Raw genomic sequence first — 19,454 nt, 5'->3', positions numbered from 1 at the left:
TTACACTCTTACATCAATAAGTGTCCCTAACACCTCGTCCGCCGTTTGGATAGTACGGGTATTAGCTTGAGCGTTAAATTGCTCGACACGTAAATTAACTAAGGCTTCATCTACGCGCGTAGGAGCCTGAGTTGTTGCCGATTCAGGTGGTGTTGCCTGTAATTTTTGTTGCTCATTAGTTTGGCTTTCTGTCGTTGCACGATTAATTTCAAGAGCCGCTTTTTCAACGCCTTTGCTTGCTTGATTAAAACCTTGAACTCCAGCGCTTAATGCTGAGTTAACATTCATTTTTAACCCTCCCATGAACTTGCAATTACTTTATATTATCGTTCAAAAAAGAAACAAAATAAAGCTATTCACGCAATAATAGTTAACCCCATAAAAACGTTTAACAATTTAGAGTAACGTTTTTAAAGCACTTACAAACTCCACTTTGTGAGAAATAAAAGGTGCGTGAGAGGCCTTGTCTATCACCACCGTTTCAAATTGAGGGTTTAGCATCTGCATTTGTAACTCAGCCTTCACAGGCACCAGCGCATCTAATCGACCAAATATACCAGTAACCGGCTGTTTCAGTGACGCAAAATCAGCTCTCAAATCATCATTCAACAACATTGATAGACCTTGTTTTAATGCAATTTCATGTGCTGGATGACTAAGTGACAATGCTATTTTTAGCGCTTTAATGTCATCTTTTGCAGAGTCACTTCCAAGGGCTTGAATACTTAAAAATCGCTCAACCGTACGAATTGGGTTTTGTTGCAACTGTTCAGTGAAATTTTCTAACACTTTAACTTTAATTCCAGGCCAATCTTGCTGTTCACTAAATAAAGGCGTGGATGCCACCAATACAATTTTAGCCACTTTTTCAGGCCAATGTTTTGCGATGTAAATAGCGATTAAACCACCTAAAGACCAACCGACTAATACCGTGTTTGCCGTTAATTTTTCGGCTATTTCAGCAGCAACATTTTCTAGCGAATACGGTGATGGTAGTTGCTGGTTCTCCCCAAAACCAGCAAGATCAAACGCTTCAAAGCTATAATCTTTAATCTCTTGATTCAGTTGAGGTAAAACCTGCTGCCAAACATTACTATTCATTCCCCAGCCATGTAGCAGCACACATTTTTTTTGCATTTTTACTTCACCTTTACCATGATTGAAAAGCTCAAATATATCATTTTTAACTTGGTTTATCTTAACGCAGCGAGCAAGCGCAAGGAAAGTGAAGATGTGGCAACCGCTGATTAACTGGTTATTTCCCAGTCGGTGCTTAATGTGCCAAGAGCGTATTTCTCAAAACAGTGCTCAACTATGTTCATTGTGTATTGCTGACCTACCCTTTATTGAAATCTCATCAATCAGCCCGAACTTACTCTATCGCCCTGATATTGCAAGGCTATTTCCAGTGACCCATTTTGATGATTTGTGGGCATTAGCTTGGTATGAAGCCCCTTTTAAACACTGGCTTACCAACCTTAAATTTCATAATAAAATTTATTTAAGTACCGCACTTGAACAGCTTCTTTGGCAACGCTTTGCCGCTTTCACTCTACATCCTGAGTTTATTTGGCCTGATGTCATCATTATTTTACCATTGCATAGCAAGCGCTTTAAGTTACGAGGCTTTAACCAAGTGAGCCAAACATGGCACCGTTTTTTGGTTCAAGACAAAATAAGAGAAGATTTATTGGTGCGACAAAAACCCACCCAACCCCAAAGTAAACTAACCGCAGCAAGCAGAAAACAAAACGTGGCAACCGCATTTAGCTGTACCCAAGAAGTCAAAGGCTTACATATTGCGTTAATTGATGATGTGATCACGACAGGTGCAACAGCAAACGCCGCGGCACTTTGTTTAAAACAAGCTGGGGCAAAACACATCAGCCTTTGGGTGACGTGCATTACTCCCCTTAATTCGTAAATTACTCTGCGCTAGCGCTAAAAGCGTGAGAAAAAAACAATGCGTTACTTAATAATCGGCTGGTTCCGTACCAATACCCTCTAAAAACAGGATTATCCGTCATTGCTATCACCCTGCCTTGACCATAATTATGAGCAACAAATGCTAGCCCACCAGCAATTTGGCTAACATTGCGTTCATCCGCAAAACCTGCAAGTAATGGATCTGATTGATATTGTGCAATATTTACAAATGGCATCTTGATTGGTTCAAGTAAAAATGTACTATTTTTAAACATGGCTAATGATGGGCGATGAAATGAAAAGCTCAAGGGATGCGATAAATCCAGCTGAGTATTAAATATTGCACCCGCTATGCGCTGCTGCCCAGCAAGTGCTTCTTTATCTTGATATTGCAAGCCTTCAGTACTAAAGTTTTCGGCCATTTCTTTACTCGAGGTATAGCGTGTATTTAATAATTGGTTATCCACTAAAAACTTAGAGCCACCTTTATGCCCCCAAATCACCCCACCTTCTTTGACCCAACGCCTTAGTGCTACTTTTACACTATCACTTACCTGCTTATATTGACCGTCAGCTAAAATAATATGGCTATAATCCGAAAAATTTATTCCGCCCAATTTAGTTAGATCAACTATGGTTGGCGCAAGCCCTACAAATCTATCAAGGTAATACCACACTTCACCCACTTCTGTTGAGCTTGTGCCTGCACCACCCAATAAAAGTACTTTTACAGGGTTTAACTTCGCTAGCTGTCTTGATCCCAAATCAATCCCCTTAGGCGTTAATCCTGATTCAATTGCAAAAATATCAATCGCATAATTCGCACTCACCTGAACTAAACGAGCGAACCAATCTTCGCGCTGTTGAACACCGGCAGGAATCACAATTGCTCCTTTTGTAAATGCTCGCTCACCTTCATTTGTTAGCGCTGAAAAGTCAGAAAGGGCAACTCTCGCCTCAACACCTTGATTTAATAATTGATTAAGTAATTTTGGTGCTAAATAATCATGCCATTCAAATGCATAAGCATATTTGTCTGCCACTAAGATTGATGATGAAGAAGATTGCTCATGCCAAGGTTTAGAATCAAATTTTAATCCTCTTTTAGTATCAACTTGAATGAATTCTAAATTAAAAGCATGTGCTAGCGTCCATCCTGAGACATCATAAAATGTATTATCTGCAAAAGATTTTTGTTCACTAAAAATCGCTTTAATTAAACGATATTGTGGTTGGGCATAAGGAATGTAATAACTGTTATTGGCGTCAATGGTCTCATTTTGGGTTTTAAACTCTTTTGTAAGTGGGTATGCCAAAATTTGATGCTGCTTTAAAATGGCCAAAAATGCAGCCATCCTCGTTTTATCATGCTCTTCATGCACAATATAACCATTAAACTTATCGTTTTGAGCCTCGTTTATCGCGCTTTGATAAAAGCTTTTTTGGTAAGTAAGTAACTTATCTTTGTTCGCAATGGCGGCTTCAAAAGTAGATAACGAGGTAATAAGCTGATTTTTGATTGTTTGAGGAAACTCAAGCAAACCGTTTATTGTTGTTTGCTGGTGCCCACGGCTACTGGCCTGCTCAAATAAAATACCAACACCGCCATTAATATCAGGGTAAGTTGATCCTTTACCATAATAAAAATCATCGAAGCTTTCTTCTGTAAAATATAAGGATTTTTGTGCATCAAATGCCTTAGCATGAAACTGAGCTATTTCTTGCGTCAGCGTTACGTTTTCTTGCGGCGTTAAAGGATGCTTTCGGCTAGGAATACCTGGTTGAAAAAAGAATGTACCGTGCGATCCCATTTCATGAAAATCAGTTACCACATTGGGTTTCCACTGATGAAATTGTGCAATTCGCGCGCGCGATTCTGGGTGCTGCAGCAATAGCCAATCTCGATTTAAATCTGTCCAATAATGGTTGCTGCGACCACTTGGCCAATTTTCATCATGCTCTTTATGATTTGGATCAGGATTGAGTACTGTGCCTTTATGCATATTCGCCCATTGTGCAAAACGAGCTAACCCATCAGGATTGAGCGATGGGTCAAGTAAAATAACCGCATTGTTGAGTAGAGCGTCAATTGTTTCGCCTTGTGCTGCAGCTAAATAATAAGCCACCAATAACGCCGCATTACTCCCTGATGATTCATTGCCATGCACACTGTAACCCATCCACATCACAACAGGTGAGTCTGCCTTAGAACTTTCACCATTAATGCGCGCTAAATGTTGCTGCTGGATCGTATTGATTGATTTAAGCTTATTAGGCGCACTGATTGTTAACATCAACAATGGTCGCTGTTCGTGACTGTAACCTATGGTTTGAATACTGATGCGGTCACTTTTTTCAGCTAAGAGTGTCATATAATGTGTTATTTGATCAGGACGCACATGCCATTGACCCACCTGATACCCCAGCACACTTTCAGGTGTTGGGATGCTTGAGTCAAATTGAACCTCTGGATCAAAATAAAAATCTAACGGTTTTGCTACACTCACATTGGTTAAACAACAGACGCTAACCACCAGCCAAAATAAGAAACGCATAAAAAACCAAAAATAATAAATAGATAACTAAAAATTAACACCCCTGATTTTTATTACCAACTTTTTTCGGTGAGTACTAGCGAGAATAAGACGAGCGGAGTATGATACCCGAGTATTTTAGTCAACTATACCGTCACTTATGATTACTATTTCTGAAACAGCACAAAGTCATTTTGCAAAACTCCTAGCCGATCAGGCTCAAGGGACTAACATCCGTGTTTTCGTTGTAAATCCAGGCACTTCAAAAGCAGAGTGTGGTGTATCGTATTGCCCACCTGATGCCGTTGAAGAAACTGATATCCATCTTGAATTTACTGGTTTTAATGCTGTAGTAGATGCCGAAAGCGCCCCTTTTTTAACAGAAGCAGAAATTGATTTTGTAACTGATAAAATGGGCTCTCAGCTCACTTTAAAAGCACCCAATGCCAAAGCTAAAAAGCTATCGGATGGTGCCTCTTTAGCTGAACGTGTACAGCACATGATTGATACCGAAGTAAATCCGCAACTTGCAAATCATGGCGGCCAAGTTAGCTTGGTTGAAATTACCAAAGATGGTATTGCCGTATTGCAATTTGGTGGTGGCTGTAATGGCTGCTCGATGATTGATGTCACTTTGAAAGACGGCATTGAAAAAGAAATGATTGCCAAGTTTGATGAAATCACTGGCGTACGTGATATCACTGACCACGACCACGGTGAGCATTCATACTACTAAGCGCCTAACTTGAATTTCAAACAGATAATCTATCGCTTGGGCAGTACGCCCAAGCTTAGTTTAAATCGCTTTTTAATCGGTTTAGCGTTGTTTGCTGTTTCTGCTGCACTTATTATTTCAGGCTACTTTTATCATCATCTACTACAAATTCCTGGTTTACTGATCTTACCGCTGGCACTTTTTTTTGCTATTTATGGCTACCTTGGGCTGTTTGCTAATCGCTTTGCTCAAGTCATTTCAATTAATGACCCCGATAAAATCGACGCCAATAAATCACAGCAAGACTAGCTCCGCGTAACAACATAAAACAACTCATAGCAGCCCAAAGTGCATGATTTCCCATTGGTTTTAAAATCAAAAACACCGCAAAAAATCCAACAACGGCCGAAAATATCATGCTATTTCGCATTGCTTGGGTATTCATCAATCCAATAAAAACACCATCAAAAATAAAACTTGCTACCGCTAAAACAGGCAAAAAATAAAGCCAAACTAAATATTCATAAGCAATATTGCGCACGGTATCTATATCAGTTAGCAGTTGTATGACCTGCTCCCCAAACACAAAAAATATTACGCAGTATATGAGAGAAAAAAAACCTCCCCACACCAAGCTTAAGCCAACCCAAACATGTTGTAATCCAATGGTATTTGCACCTTTAGCCTGCCCTACCTTCGCCTCTGTAGCATACGCAATACCATCAATTGCAAAACTGACAAGCAACAAAAAATTAAGCAATACTGCATTGGCTGCAAGCACTGTATCGCCTAAAATCCCGCCGTAGTAAGTCATAAAGGTAAAGCAAAGCTGTAAAAATAGTGAACGAATAAAAATATCACTGTTAGCTCTCATCAAAGGTTTAAAACCCACGATTTTTTTTCTTAAAAGCAAGCGCAAAGAATATCCATGCTGTTTAGCTATTTTTGCAACCCAGTAACAACCAAATATAAAAGCGAGGTATTCTGCAATACAAGATGCCCAAGCAACCCCTTCAACTTGCCAGTCTAAATAAACGACCAGTAACAAATCGAGTAAAATATTCAGTGCATTGGTAACCAACACTAAATAAAATGGCCCTCGAGCATTGCCCATTCCGAGCATATAGCCAAGCAATACTAAATTCATCAGTGCAGCAGGTGCACTGTATAACCGAATCGATACATAAGCTTGTGCATGAGCTAGTGCCTGCTCACTACCTGAAAAATACTTTCCAACTAACCAGCCAATAACAGGGCTCAAAACAAGCAAAGCGAGGCCTAGCAGTAAAGCTAAAACCAACCCTTGCTTTAAAAACTTCATTTGTTTGGCTTGATCATCAGCGCCATAAGCTGCAGCAACTAAACCTGTGGTCGACATTCTTAAAAAACTTGCTAGCCAATAAATTAAACTAATCAACATTGACCCAATAGCGACTCCAGCCAAATAAACGCTGTCTGATAAATGCCCGATTACAGCAGTATCGACTAATCCTAACAGTGGGGTGCTAATGTTTGATAAGATCATTGGCAATGCAATTATTAATAGGCTTTTATGATGCTGCCAACTTACTTTAAACATTTTTTTCATGTAATAATTATGACCTTTCTCGGTTTGGTTACTTCAGCCCAAGCGGCGGTGATTTTACAATATCATCACGTGAGTGACACCTTACCAAAAGTAACAAGCTTAAGTGCAAAAGAGTTTGAATCGCACTTGCAGTATTTAATCAGCAATAACTTTCATATTATCCCACTACCTGAACTTATTGATGCATTAAAAAAACAGACTGCACTGCCACCAAAAACAATCGCTATTACCTTCGATGATGGTTATAACAACAACTACACCGATGCCGCACCTTTACTTGAAAAATATAAGCTACCCTACACTATTTTTGTGAATCCCAAGTTAATTGACCAAGCCGCGAGCTATGTAATGACTTGGTCACAATTAAAAGAGCTCAGTAACAAGGGGGCGACGATTGCCAACCACAGTGCAGATCACGCTTATTTGCATAAGCGACTAGAAAACGAAGATAAATCTCAATGGCTGTCACGTATTCGTGAAGATATAGTCACATCAGAGCAACGTATTAAAGAAGAAATTGGCCATAACTATCGCTATTTGGCTTACCCTTATGGGGAATTTAATTCTGACTTACAAAAACTTGTGCACGAACTAGGTTTTGTAGGAATTGGTCAACACTCTGGAGCGGTTGGATTAAGCAACGATTTAACTCGACTACCCCGTTTTCCAGCATCAGGAACATATAGCAATCTAGAAACACTCAAAACAAAACTTACAACACTGGCGTTTGAATTTAAAATTGAGCCTGAAGTGGATTCAGTAACCACACAAAATCCACCAAGTATAATACTGAACTTTAGTGAGCTAGATTTCAAAAAAGAAGCATTTCAGTGCTTTATTTCATCAAGTAATCAAGCTATTTTGACTTGGCGCTCTGCCACGCAAGTTCGTATCGATGCTACAAATCCGTTAAAACTAGGTCGAACTCGATTTAACTGTACAGCACCATCAATAAGCAAACGTGGCCAATTTTACTGGTTCTCTCAACCTTGGGTCATTGTGGAATAAAAGGCTAGCGCTTGATTACCGACCGCATTAGTACATCAGCCACTTGCTCCAGAGGAACGGCCTTATCGGCAGCGCCTAACTCCATAGCAGCACGTGGCATCCCCCATACAACAGAAGTTTTTTCATCTTGGGCAAACGTTTTTGCGCCAGCTTGCTTTAAGTTTAATAACCCTTTTGCGCCATCAGCCCCCATTCCCGTTAACACAACAGCAGTTGTGCGAGCTCCAGCAATATCAACAATAGAATCAAAAAGCGCATCAACCGCCGGTCGGTGGCGATTTATTGGCGGACCCTGATCTAAACGGCAAACCAGCCGCGTGCCTACTTTTTCGAGTTTTAAATGGTAATCACCTGGGGCAATATAAACGCAACCCACTTGGAGTACATCTCCGTCTGCCGCTTCTTTTACGTTCATTTTCGACACTCTATCCATCCGTTCTGCAAATGAAGTACTAAAAACAGGTGGAATATGCTGCGTAATAACAACGGGTGGAAAATGTGCCGGCAAGCGAATTAGCACCTCTTTAATCGCTTCTGTACCACCCGTTGATGCACCAATAGCAACCAAAGCGCTAGGATTAAAAACAAGAGCCTCAGGAGAGTTTACTTTATTTGCATGGTTTGCTGCTTGAGGTGGGTGATACGCCCTGATTTTTGCTTGGGCTGCTGCGCGTATTTTATCATGCAAAATCTCAGCGTATGCATGCAGTTCTCGAGTAACATTTTTAGTTGGCTTGGCAACAAAATCAACCGCGCCTAATTCAAGCGCCTCAAGTGTGGTAGGGGCACCCTCTTGTGTCAGAGTAGAGACCATTACCACAGGCATTGGACGCAATCTCATTAAATTCTTTAAAAAACTAATGCCGTCCATTTTAGGCATTTCAACATCTAATGTTATCACATCAGGATTAAGCGCTTTGATTAATTCCCTTGCATGCAGCGGATCTTCAGCTGCCCCAACAACTTTAATATCGCCAGCTTGCTGCAAAATCTCGGTTAGCAATGCGCGAATGAGTGGAGAATCGTCAACTATTAATACTTTAATCATACATCCCCCTAAAAAAGCTCAATATCCGTATGTGAATCTTGTTGCTCAATTTCTGTTAGATAGCGATACTCACGCTCTTTAATCGTATCATTGTGCATGCTTCTTAATTTTTTAACATGGGCTTTGCCTGTGGTTGGATTAAACAATACCTTTCTTGGCCACGGCCCACCTACATCGTGAGATTCAATAACAAGCCCTTCTTGCTTCAAATATTGGGATGCAAAGCGGATATTACCCTCACCAACATCTGTCATAGAGCTAATAATTTTTCCACCACCAAATAATTTAACTCTTAAGTTTTGCTTTGACCCACCATTTTTAAGAACTTCATTAATCAAAAATTCCATTGCCCAATTACCATATCGACAACTCAGTGCATCGGTAAAATCATCTGCATGGCCAGCTTTAATTGGCAACATAAAATGATTCATACCACCTATTCCCATTTTTGAATCATAAATACACGCTGAAATACACGACCCAAGCACGGTTGATATAGATTCATTTTGTTTAGTGACATAAAACTCACCAGGCAATATCTTAGCAACCACTATTTCTCGCTGGCGATCCCAATACCGTTTTACATTCTCAAATCCAGAAAAGACCGGCTTAAAATTATGCTCCACACTACAATTTCCTATACATAGTTTTACCTAAACTCTTAAAGTTTTTTTGATCTTTTCCCATACTTTCTGAGTGACCCAAAAACAAAAATCCTTGTTCTGATAAAATATTAGCGTATCGACAAAACAGCTCTTCTTTGGTTGGTTTATCAAAATAAATGACAACATTTCGACAAAAAATCACATCAAACGACCCTTTCATAGGCCAGTCTTGTAACAAATTTAATCGTTTGAAATGAATAAACTTTTGCAGCTCAGGTTTAACTTTGTATAAAAGCCCATCTTTGTCTCGTAAAAACCAACGCTTCAAATGCTCTTTATCTAAACCGTTTACAGATGATGCGCTATATTCACCACACATTCCTTTTTCTAATACATTAGAATCAAGATCTGTTGCTAGAATTTTCACATCCCAACCAGCAGGAAACGCACCTGCAACTGTCATAGCGATTGAATAAGGCTCTTCGCCTGTCGAACAACCAGCTGACCAAATACGAACTTTACGCGATTGCTTATTAGCGTTAAGCAAAAATGGAATTACGGTACTTTGAAGAAATTCAAAATGATGATTTTCTCTAAAAAAAGAAGTGAGATTTGTGGTGATAGAGTTTATAAAATGGCTAAATTCATCGTCTTTATTTTCATCAAGGTAAACTAAATAATCTGCAAAAGATTCAAAGTTTAGTTTTCTTACTCTGCGGACTAATCTTGAATACACCATTTCACGCTTATGATCACCAAGCACAATACCGCAAGCCTTGTATACCATTTCAACGATGAGCTTAAATTCGCCATCAGTCATTAGAAACTCTTTAGCCACTTTAGCTCCTTATTCGGTGTAATCATGACGATTTGAACATATCAAATCGTCATGTGATTAGATTAAAACTCTTCCCATTCTTCAGATGAGTCAACAAAGTTATCTCCCGAAGGGGGACTACTCAGCCTCGCTGAACGACTAGTAACAGCTGGGCGTTTTTTCTCTTTGGCACTCGCTACTTGGTTGCGTGGTGCAGGAGCCATTAACGCACTAGACTCAACATTGATATTAAAGAAGCTTAGTAATTGCCGCATACTATTGGCTTGCTCTGACATTGACTCACTTGCTGCCGAAGCTTGCTCAACGAGTGCAGCATTTTGCTGTGTCATTTCATCCATCTGTGTGATTGCTTTATTAACCTCCTCGATACCAGAACTTTGCTCCTCAGAAGCAGTAGAAATATCAGCAATCATTTCAGTTACCTTTTGCACAGCAGCAACAATTTCTTGCAGCGTGCTTCCTGATTCATTAACAAGCACAGTACCATCTTCAACTTTGCTAACACTGTCTCTAATTAACTCTTTAATTTCTTTAGCAGCTGCAGCTGAACGCTGTGCTAAATTTCTCACCTCTCCGGCTACAACGGCAAAACCACGCCCTTGTTCGCCAGCCCTTGCAGCCTCAACAGCAGCATTCAGTGCTAATAGGTTTGTTTGGAACGCAATTTCATCAATAACACCGATGATATCGGAGATTTTTTTACTTGAATCATTAATCTCAGCCATGCTCGACACCGCACGCTCAACAACCGCGCCGCCTTGAAGCGCTTTATCTCGAGTGTCTGCAGCAAGTTCATTGGCGACTTTAGCATTGTCGGCATTTTGCCTTACCGTACTGGTCATCTCCTCCATACTAGAAGCAGTTTCTTCTAGTGAAGAGGCCTGCTCTTCTGTTCGCTGGCTTAAATCAGCATTACCTTGTGATATTTCTTCAGCACCACTGGCAACAAGATTTGACGAGGAATTAATTTTATCGATTACTTCAGTTAATTTGTCGGCGGTTGTATTTGCATCTCGTTTTAATTTATCAAATGCACCCTGATAATCTTTTTCGATACGTTGTGTAAGATCACCGTGGGCCATTGCATCAAGCATTTTTGCAGTTTCAGAAACGGCATCATCTACAATTTCAACTAATGTATTAAGCCCTTTAGTTAAATTAAGGAAAAAGCCATCCTTACCTGTTTCGGTAATCCGAGCATCTAACTCACCACGACCCGCTGCACCAATTAAATCGGCTATTTCTTGTTCAATCACGACCTCCGCAGTTCGATCAACCCATTCTACTACAGTCCCAATCCGCACATTCTCATCTGAACGTATTGGATTAGCTATTAGTCCAAAGGTACGTCCTCCAACTTCGATTTCTGTTTTATAGGTCGTTTTTAATTTATCTAACATCCCCTGCTGGTGAGACGGGTTTTTATGGAATTGATCAATATTTGCATTTAAGAGCTTTTGACTATCGAAGTTAGGTAAATCTTTTTTGAGATCACTCTCCGCATTTTGCATCATATTCAAGACTGCTTTATTCATGTAAACAATTGTATTTGTCGCATCTGCAATCATAGTATTAGTCGCGACAGTATCAAGCGCTTGCCTTACTCTTAAGTTTTCTTCCGCAATAGCCTTTGCTTGTTGCTCCTGAAATAACCGCTCTGTTTTATCTTCCCACTCAACAACCGTACCTAAACGATCACCATTTTCAGCAAATACAGGAGTCGCGGTTAAGCCAAAAGTGAAACCTGCTAGCTCTAAATTGGTGGTATAAGTTGTAGTTAAGCGAGCCAGCATAGACCGTTGATGGGATGGGTTTTTATGAAAGTCATCAACACATGTGCCTATCAATTTATCAACATTAAAACTTGGTAATGCGGTACGTAATTTTTGCTCATTACCTTTTAACATCTCAACAACTGCATCATTTGTATAAACAATATTTAGATCTGCATCAGCCATCATTACATTTGCTTTACACACTTTTAAGGCACTGGCGATACGTGCATTCTTAGCAGCTTCTAAATCTGCTTGAACTTCGGCTTTTAAGCGTTCAGTTTTATCGTCCCACTCAACAACTGTACCCAGGCGTTCACCAGTGTCTGAAAATACAGGTGTTGCAATCAAACCAAAAGTGAAACCAGCTACTTTGATATCTGTGCGGTAAACAGAAGTAAGAGATTTAAGTAAACCACGTTGATGTGCAGGATTTTGATGGAAGTCATCAATACACGTGCCAATCACTTTGTCGATGTCAAATGATGGAATGACGGTGCGAAGCTGATTCTGATTACCTCGCAGCATTTTCTCAACTGCTTTATTGATATAAACAATATTTAAATCATTATCTGCCATCATGACATTCGCTTGGCACACATCAAGAGCTCTTGACACTCGAGCACTTTTCGCAAGAAGCTCTTGTTCTCTTTTTTGTGCGGCCACTTCAGCTGTTAAATCCTGCCATTCAACAACGGTACCTAATCGTTTTCCTGAGTCAGAAAAAAGAGGTGTTGCGATTAAACTAAAGGTAAGGCCTGCAAGTTCAAGCTTAGTTTTGTATGGTTGCTGTAACGATTGAAGTAATGTTCTTTGATGGCTTGGAGACTTATGAAATTGGTCGACACAGGTTCCAACTAAAGTGGCAACATTTAAACTAGGAACCACCGAATGCAACTTGGATTCGTTGTTTTTTAACATTTGAACAACAGAGGCATTTACGTAAGTGATCTTACAATCCTCATCAGCAAGCATGACGTTGGCTTGGCATACGTCGAGGGCTTTTAAAAGACTTTCAGTTGAAGCACTTACATTTTCGCTATTCTTTTGTTTATCTGGTTTAGCTACTAGTTGACCATTAATCAATCTAAAAAAACCAGGGAATAAACTGTGATTTAAATCCTCAAAAGCGTCGGTGTCACCTTGCTTGAGAAAAAGAACAGCGCTTTCAACAACCTCAAGCTTTTTACTCATCAATTCAACAGCCTGATAAAGAAAAAACATTGAACCAGCTAAAGCGATAGAAAAAACGCTTATCGCTAACATTGAGGTTTTATCTATGCCTACACCTGCTAACTGTAAGCTAATAACAAACGACACCAAAATAATAACAGTTGCGACAAACAACTTATTTACGGCTTTTGCTTTTGTATTGACAGTCTCCATCATGCCCCCTTTATGGATTCGTAACCTAGAACTTAATTAGGTAACGCCTCTCTTTCTGAATCTTTTGATAAATTAAGTACACGCTCTAGCTTTAATAGAACAACCATTTTTTCCCCAACATTGACCAATCCATGCACAAACTCTGCATTATCGCTACGATTAATATCAGGGACATCTTTAGCTTGGTCTTCTGCAATACTATAAACATCTGAAACGGCATCAACGACTAAACCCATAATTTTGGTACCGTGTTTTAATTCAACTTTTACAACAATTACCACAGTTAAAGGTCCATAATCAGCCATTCTTAATCCAAATCGCAGCCTTAAATCAATGATGGGCACAATCGTGCCGCGTAAGTTAATGGCACCTTTTACATATTTTGGCGAATTCGGAATAGCTGTAATCTCCTCCCAACCTCTAATTTCTTGAACTGTCAGAATATCAACACCATACTCCTCATCATCCATTATAAAGGTCAGAAACTGTCTGATATTATTCGCTTCTTGCTTCGTATTCTCTGTTTCGAATAAATCATGTTCCATATTAATTAACTCCCATAGAGTCAATTGCAAGCTCTTGCTTACCGGCTTTCTTAAGCCCTGCCAATTTGATGAGTCCCGTGATATCAACAATTAAAGAGACCCGACCATCACCTAAAATAGTCGCTCCAGATACACCCTCAACTTTTTGGTAATTAGCTTCTAAACTTTTGATAACCACTTGTTGTTGAGCCAATAAGTCATCAACTAATAAACCTACTTTTTGATTATCACTTTCCACGACAACCAACAAACCTTTATCTAAATCCTCAATAGCACCAGTATGATTAAATATCTGATACAACCTCAAGATAGGGACATACTCATCTCGAAGCCTCAATACATCAACACCGCCACCCACACTATTGACTTTGGTCATATCAACTTGTAACGATTCAACAATAGAAATCAAAGGGATAATGTAGGTATGCTGACCAATCGTGACCAACTGCCCATCTAAAATAGCCAGAGTCAGAGGTAATCGAATTGTGAATGTTGAACCTACACCTAGCTCTGATGTAACTTCAATAGAGCCGTTCAATGCTAGAATGTTACGTCTGACCACATCCATTCCAACACCGCGCCCAGAGATATCGCTAACCGTATCTGCTGTCGAAAAACCTGGCATAAATATCAGCTCATTAATTTGATCATCAGTTAGCTCGTCAGTTTCGTTAATTAGGCCACTTTGTAACGCTTTACTTCTGATTTTTTGCGTATTGAGTCCATTCCCATCATCCATAATTTCAATAACAATATTACCACCTTGATGAAACGAATTTAGGGTCACTTTACCAATAGGATTTTTACCGGCTTTAATTCTAACATCAGGGGTTTCAAGTCCATGATCCAGCGAGTTTCTCACCAAATGAACCATAGGATCTGAAATTTTTTCCATTACGGTTTTATCTAGTTCGGTTTGTTCACCAAGTAATTTAAGCTCAACTTGCTTCCCCAGTTTTTGAGATGTATCTCGGACTAATCGAGGGAAACGGCTAAACACAAAGCTAATAGGCAACATTCGGATCCGCATGACACTTTCTTGTAAATCTCGCGTATTGTGAGCAAGTTGTGCCAATCCCTCTTGCAATGCCATAATTTTATTATCTGTGATATCACCTTCACCCAGCTGAGTCAGCATAGCTTGGGTTATAACTAACTCCCCAACCATATTGATTAACGAATCCACTTTATCAATACTCACCCGTATTGACGTTGATTCACCTCCTTTAGCTGCAGCTCCACCTTTTGCATTACTTGTGTCTTGTTCTGTTTTTGCTACGGATAATGGCGGCTCTTTTATCGCTGCTGATGCAACCTCAACTGATGTGTTATTTGTTGGTGTCGTACTTTCAGTCTCATCATCTAGCTCAAAGAGACCTCCGCACACTGTAATGGCTAATTCAGCATCATCTTCAACCCACTCAAACACCTCTTTAATTCTCTGTTCTGTTTCAGTGGTTTCCAGAAAAAAGACCCAAGATAAATAACAATCATCAGGTTGCATGTCATGAATATTTGGGATGTCATCAAGATTGGCAGTGACATCCAACATGCCTAATTCACTAAGCTCACTAATCATAAACAACGGTTCATTACCCGTTTTAAATAAATGATGTAGAGGCTTAAATGATATTTGCAAGGTATCTATAGATACTGGTGACGACTCCACTGAAGATTGAGGAGTTTCTTTTTTAACTTCAACTGATGTAGTACTACTTTTGTTATCTAATATCCGTTCAAATTCCTTTCGAAGAGAAATAGATTGTGTCAGATCGGGTTCTTGTTCTGCCTGTAAAGCCGACAGCAACATTCTTAAGCAGTCTACAGATTGAAGCAATAGATTCACATGTTCAGGCTCAAGAGCCCTTCTTCCATCTCTGATCTGGTCAAGTAACGTCTCTAATACATGAGTAAAATCTGCTACTGATGAAAAACCAAACGTACCGCTGCCCCCTTTAATTGAATGAGCAGCCCGAAAAATTGTATTTATAGTTTCTGAGTCAAGATCACCAGGTTGCAAGTTAAGCAACTCAGACTCCATTGTATCTAACCCTTCAAAGCTCTCTTCAAAGAAAACTTCAAAAAACTGGCTGAGATCGATACTCATAATCGCTCCTTGTTAACGAATTACTTTTTTTATTACCGCTAACAATTGCTCAGGATTAAAAGGTTTTACTATCCAACCTGTTGCACCGGCAGCTTTGCCTTCTGTTTTTTTATCGAGGCCAGATTCTGTAGTCAACATCAACATTGGTGTAAACTTATACTCAGGCAAGGCCCTTAATTCTCGAATTAAAGTAATACCATCCATAATTGGCATATTCACATCTGAAATTATTGCATCAAATGTAGCCTGCTTTGCAATTGCTAACGCTTCGCTACCATCTTTTGCTTCTGTAACATCAAAGCCAGCCTTTTTTAGTGTGAAGCCAACCATCTGACGCATTGACGCAGAATCATCGACTGCCAAGATTTTTTTCATATCGACCCCATTTAAATTTGTTCAAGTGATAGGAACTCTGAAACACCCAGAGTCTTAGCGGAGGACAGCAATGCTTTGCTATTACCATGCCATTGAATGTGATGATCTGTTGAATGCAAATGTTTTTGCAAAGCGCACAATAATTGAATAGAAGCTGTATCAGCTTGAGAAACTTTAGATACATCAATAACGATGTCACCGCCACTATTTAGCATTTCAATGAGTGATTGGTAAAGCGTACTAATGTTGTTAATTACTAGCTCTTCTGGCAAGTGATACATATAAACTCAATCCTTGTATATCATCTAGTTAAAAGCTTAGACGCTCATAATTGATTTGCCACAAAAATTAAATTTTTTTAATTAGTAAACTTCAATTTAGGATTTGATATCAATAATTTAGCGACTGCATTTATAAGTAATTCATGCTATCGCTAAGGAAAGATAAAACTTAGAAGTTAAGACTAGTCAATGTGGGCAATAATCTTAAAGTCTTTGATTAAGTGTTGGGTATTTATTGTAGGAACTGCATTAGACGTAAATTCAGGTTTAAAAATTGCCCTAAGCTTTCCAGCAGGGTCAATCAAGGCAACCGAAGCACTATGATCAACACTATAGTCGATTAATGATCCATCTGTCATTGCGTACATCAAACCGATGTTTCGCACAAACGGAAAAAGATTCACATGCTCTGCCGTTGCAGCGATAAACTCTGAATCGAAATACTGAGCGTATGCTTTTAACTTGTCACTAGTATCTCGATTAGGATCAACGGAAACAAACCAAACTTTAACAGGATACTCAGATACCAAGGAGCGTTTCACATGCTGTAATTTAGCCATTGTCATTGGACAAATATCAGGACAACTAATGTACCCTAAAAATAAAAAACTCCAATTACCTATCAATGCCTCATTTGTAATTTTTTGACCATTTTGGTCAATTAATTCAAATGACTTTATTTCTTTAGCCTTTTCATAAACTAATGCATGCTCAACTACAGGCTGCTTTTGACATCCAGTTAAAAATAGGACAACGAAGCTAAGCAAAGTAAAAAAAATCAATCGCATTAAAATAACCACTTATCAATGAATAACCCAATAAATAGTATCATTAATTGCCATATTGAATACTTAAAAAGATCCATCGCACTGTTAACTTTAGGCCGAAATTTCAACATGCTCGCTTTGTAAATAAACAGCCCGTTTAGCACGCAGACAACACCCAAATATAATTCTTGAGACATCCCGATTAAATATGGAATTAAACAGACAATCGCCAACAAGATTGAATACAGTAAGATGCACGTTTTACAAAAATTTATCCCATGAGTTACGGGTAACATTGGAATTTTTGCTCTGGCATAATCGTCGCGCCGATGAATTGCTAGAGCCCAAAAGTGCGGCGGTGTCCAAGTAAAAATAATCATCACTAGCAACCAAGGTTCTGCCGCCAATTGGCCTGTTTCAGAAACCCACCCAAGTAGTGGCGGCATCGCACCAGCTAACCCTCCAATAACAATATTTTGAGGTGTTGCACGTTTTAAAAATAACGTGTATACGACCGCATAACCTACCAAAGCAAATAAAGTTAAGATTGCTGTCAGTAAATTCGCGTACTCTAGCAATAAGACAAAACCTATAATTCCGATTAAAAATGCAAAGAACGCTGCTTTAACTTGTGTTACCCGCCCTTTTACAACCGGACGATGGCGGGTACGCGCCATTTGGCCATCTATTTCACGATCAACTAAATGATTGATTACAGCAGCGCTACTCGATAACAAACCAATACCTAACAAAGTAAAAAACTGTGCTAAGAAACTTCGAGGCACTAACAAATCAGGTGCTAAGGCCAACCCAACCCAAGCAGTTAAAACGAGCAACGCAACAACTTTAATTTTGCATAATTCTAAATAATCCTTAACCACTACCATAAATGGTATTTTGGCATTGAACAGCTTCGGTCTAGAAATAACTAAGGTCATTATTATTGTCCTTTTTAACTGTGCACTTTGATGTAATAAGCTAATCGAATAACACTTAATAAAAGAGCAGCAGCCATTAAGTTATGGGCAAGAGCAATGGATATTGGAAATTGTAATAACACCAGTACGACACCTAAAGAAAGCTGAGCAATCAAAACACATAACACGGTTAAAACGCATTGCTTGATTTTACTTGAATAACTATGGCTCCAAATACGATAAAGCGCCCATAAAATTGTAATAGATGTAATGACTGCCCAAAACCTATGTAGTAAATGAATAGACATACGAGCTTCATATGGGAGAACTCCATATTCATAATTACTTTCTGACAAAGGCAGCTGAAACACCTCCCACAGCGAGAATTGTTGCAGTGATTCTGACCCACATAATGGAAAGTCTGCACAATGAGAGGCGGCGTAATTAGCTGCCAACCACCCACCTAACGCGATCTGGACGAGTAAAACAGCTAACGACAATATTGCAGCAGAATAATGAGGCTTTGCACCTTCATCACCTCCTGGTATTGATTTGCTGCACAACCGAAGATAAAGTAACCCAGTTAAACTAAAAATAGCAAAACCACCAAGCAAATGCCCCATAACTATCAAAGGTTGCAATTGCATTGTCACCGTGAGCATGCCCAGAGCTGCCTGAAAAATAACTAAAATCACTAAAAACCAGGGTAAGCGTGTAGGAACGATATTATTTCGATTCAGTAATACAGCACCAATCGCAATGAATAAAATTAAGATCCCTAACGTGCCAGCAAAATAGCGATGGATCATTTCTTTCCACGCTTTAGCTGTTTCAAGTACCATACCAGGAAAGTTCTCAGTGATTATTTCAGCATGTACTTCATGATGTGGTACGGTCAAAAAACCATAACAACCAGGCCAATCTGGACAGCCAAGACCTGCATCACTCAAACGCGTATAAGCACCTAAACCAATAACCAAAATAGAGAACAAACAACTAATTAACACTAGATTTTTATATTTTTTTATCATGTTAACACTCC

General features: G+C 39.3%; 19 protein-coding genes. 4 read left to right on the top strand and 15 right to left on the bottom strand.

Annotation, left to right across the window (positions count from 1 at the left end; translation table 11 throughout):
* On the bottom strand, nt 1-288 hold the full coding sequence (locus tag AC3KZC_RS01625; RefSeq protein ID WP_490579577.1) for a hypothetical protein: 288 nt from the start codon (nt 286-288) through the stop codon (nt 1-3).
* Nucleotides 289-396: 108 nt separating this feature from the next.
* Nucleotides 397-1,137, bottom strand: coding sequence for a pimeloyl-ACP methyl ester esterase BioH (gene bioH, locus AC3KZC_RS01620; RefSeq protein WP_490579578.1), 741 nt, complete (start codon nt 1,135-1,137; stop codon nt 397-399).
* A 94-nt stretch (nt 1,138-1,231) separates the two neighbouring features.
* On the opposite strand from bioH, the gene AC3KZC_RS01615 reads away from it, so the two are divergent.
* Nucleotides 1,232-1,924 (top strand): ComF family protein, encoded by a 693-nt coding sequence (locus AC3KZC_RS01615; RefSeq protein ID WP_490579579.1) that lies wholly within the window; start codon nt 1,232-1,234, stop codon nt 1,922-1,924.
* A gap of 1 nt (nt 1,925) precedes the next feature.
* Here AC3KZC_RS01615 and AC3KZC_RS01610 read toward each other — a convergent pair whose 3' ends face one another.
* Nucleotides 1,926-4,481 carry a M14 family metallopeptidase gene (locus AC3KZC_RS01610; protein WP_490579580.1) on the bottom strand — a complete coding sequence of 852 codons (2,556 nt, stop codon included), beginning with the start codon at nt 4,479-4,481 and terminating at the stop codon, nt 1,926-1,928.
* Between the two features lie 139 nt (nt 4,482-4,620).
* On the opposite strand from AC3KZC_RS01610, the gene nfuA reads away from it, so the two are divergent.
* A complete protein-coding gene (gene nfuA / locus AC3KZC_RS01605; protein WP_490579581.1) occupies nt 4,621-5,196 on the top strand; it encodes a Fe-S biogenesis protein NfuA in 576 nt (191 codons plus the stop codon).
* Nucleotides 5,197-5,205: 9 nt separating this feature from the next.
* A complete protein-coding gene (locus AC3KZC_RS01600; RefSeq protein ID WP_490579582.1) occupies nt 5,206-5,484 on the top strand; it encodes a hypothetical protein in 279 nt (92 codons plus the stop codon).
* Here the strand turns inward: AC3KZC_RS01600 and AC3KZC_RS01595 are convergent.
* Complete coding sequence (locus AC3KZC_RS01595; protein ID WP_490579583.1) at nt 5,438-6,763, bottom strand: MATE family efflux transporter; 1,326 nt, start codon at nt 6,761-6,763, stop codon at nt 5,438-5,440. The genes AC3KZC_RS01600 and AC3KZC_RS01595 overlap by 47 nt on opposite strands.
* Before the next feature lie 9 nt (nt 6,764-6,772).
* Between AC3KZC_RS01595 and AC3KZC_RS01590 the strand changes: the two genes are divergently transcribed.
* On the top strand, nt 6,773-7,771 hold the full coding sequence (locus AC3KZC_RS01590) for a polysaccharide deacetylase family protein (protein WP_490579584.1): 999 nt from the start codon (nt 6,773-6,775) through the stop codon (nt 7,769-7,771).
* 4 nt (nt 7,772-7,775) lie between these two features.
* Here AC3KZC_RS01590 and AC3KZC_RS01585 read toward each other — a convergent pair whose 3' ends face one another.
* The 11 genes from AC3KZC_RS01585 to AC3KZC_RS01535 form a co-directional block, all read right to left on the bottom strand.
* Entirely contained in the window at nt 7,776-8,819 is a 1,044-nt protein-coding gene (locus AC3KZC_RS01585; protein WP_490579585.1) for a protein-glutamate methylesterase/protein-glutamine glutaminase, read from the bottom strand.
* An 8-nt stretch (nt 8,820-8,827) separates the two neighbouring features.
* Entirely contained in the window at nt 8,828-9,445 is a 618-nt protein-coding gene (gene cheD / locus AC3KZC_RS01580) for a chemoreceptor glutamine deamidase CheD (protein WP_490579586.1), read from the bottom strand.
* Nucleotide 9,446: 1 nt separating this feature from the next.
* Nucleotides 9,447-10,244, bottom strand: a complete 798-nt coding sequence (locus AC3KZC_RS01575; RefSeq protein ID WP_490579603.1) for a CheR family methyltransferase — start codon at nt 10,242-10,244, stop codon at nt 9,447-9,449.
* 80 nt (nt 10,245-10,324) lie between these two features.
* The gene (locus AC3KZC_RS01570) at nt 10,325-13,420 is read right to left on the bottom strand and encodes a methyl-accepting chemotaxis protein (RefSeq protein ID WP_490579587.1); all 3,096 of its coding nucleotides are present in this window, start codon (nt 13,418-13,420) and stop codon (nt 10,325-10,327) included.
* A gap of 32 nt (nt 13,421-13,452) precedes the next feature.
* Nucleotides 13,453-13,965, bottom strand: a complete 513-nt coding sequence (locus AC3KZC_RS01565; RefSeq protein WP_490579588.1) for a chemotaxis protein CheW — start codon at nt 13,963-13,965, stop codon at nt 13,453-13,455.
* A gap of 1 nt (nt 13,966) precedes the next feature.
* On the bottom strand, nt 13,967-16,072 hold the full coding sequence (locus AC3KZC_RS01560) for a chemotaxis protein CheA (protein WP_490579589.1): 2,106 nt from the start codon (nt 16,070-16,072) through the stop codon (nt 13,967-13,969).
* Between the two features lie 12 nt (nt 16,073-16,084).
* Nucleotides 16,085-16,447, bottom strand: coding sequence for a response regulator (locus AC3KZC_RS01555; RefSeq protein ID WP_490579590.1), 363 nt, complete (start codon nt 16,445-16,447; stop codon nt 16,085-16,087).
* Between the two features lie 11 nt (nt 16,448-16,458).
* Nucleotides 16,459-16,728, bottom strand: a complete 270-nt coding sequence (locus AC3KZC_RS01550) for an STAS domain-containing protein (protein ID WP_490579591.1) — start codon at nt 16,726-16,728, stop codon at nt 16,459-16,461.
* 182 nt (nt 16,729-16,910) lie between these two features.
* Nucleotides 16,911-17,516, bottom strand: coding sequence for an SCO family protein (locus AC3KZC_RS01545; protein WP_490579592.1), 606 nt, complete (start codon nt 17,514-17,516; stop codon nt 16,911-16,913).
* Nucleotides 17,516-18,433, bottom strand: a complete 918-nt coding sequence (cyoE, locus tag AC3KZC_RS01540) for a heme o synthase (protein ID WP_490579593.1) — start codon at nt 18,431-18,433, stop codon at nt 17,516-17,518. Before cyoE ends, AC3KZC_RS01545 begins: the two co-directional genes overlap by 1 nt.
* 14 nt (nt 18,434-18,447) lie before the next feature.
* Nucleotides 18,448-19,443 carry a COX15/CtaA family protein gene (locus AC3KZC_RS01535; RefSeq protein WP_490579594.1) on the bottom strand — a complete coding sequence of 332 codons (996 nt, stop codon included), beginning with the start codon at nt 19,441-19,443 and terminating at the stop codon, nt 18,448-18,450.
* Nucleotides 19,444-19,454: the final 11 nt, after the last annotated feature.

The sequence above is a fragment of the Pseudoalteromonas sp. J2K-J031 genome, assembly GCF_058197095.2.
The sequence above is the reverse complement of the archived record's forward strand: the minus strand, read 5'-3'. Positions and strand labels throughout refer to the sequence as shown.